Origin of the sequence: Glutamicibacter sp. AOP38-B1-38 (assembly GCF_052377485.1) — a bacterium.
GTDB lineage: Bacteria > Actinomycetota > Actinomycetes > Actinomycetales > Micrococcaceae > Glutamicibacter.
On record NZ_JBQSWU010000100.1, the window covers coordinates 1 to 528 of the forward strand.

Annotated in this window: 1 protein-coding gene; it reads left to right on the forward strand. The window is 58.7% G+C overall.

Going from position 1 to position 528, the window contains the following annotated elements; translation table 11 throughout:
* A partial coding sequence (locus ACT3TP_RS18770; protein ID WP_444621298.1) for a transposase occupies positions 1–528 on the forward strand: 528 nt, incomplete at both ends.

The window sequence follows — 528 nt, forward strand, 5'->3', positions numbered from 1 at the left end:
CTCAAGGAGCGGTTCATCCGGTGGATCGATCAGAAGAAGTACTGGGAACCAGCCCTGGACGCTAACGGAGATCAGCGTGATGATGCGTGGGTGATTGATGCAACGAAGGTCTTGGAGTTGAGGCAATACCCGCCTGGAACTCGGATTTACCTACGTGCTGAGCCGTTGCATCCCGGTGCGAAAGCGAACCTGTTCGATACGGACGGCAACCGGGTGACCGCGTTCTTGACCAACAGCCCACGGTTCAACGTGGCGTTCCTCGATGCCCGGCATCGGGCGCGTGGCAGGTGCGAAAATCGGATCAAAACGCTCAAGAGCACGGGGTTGGGCAAGCTGCCGTATTGGTCTTTTACCGCGAATCAGGCATGGGCGGACCTGGCAATGTTCGCTTTGAACTTGGTCGCATGGCTGCAGCTGGCCGTGCTACCCGGTGGTCATGAAGCTGGGTGTTGGGATCTGAAGCGGTGGCGATACCGGCTGTTTTCGATGGCTGGGAAAATCGTCTCTGGTGGGCGGCAACGCCGGCTG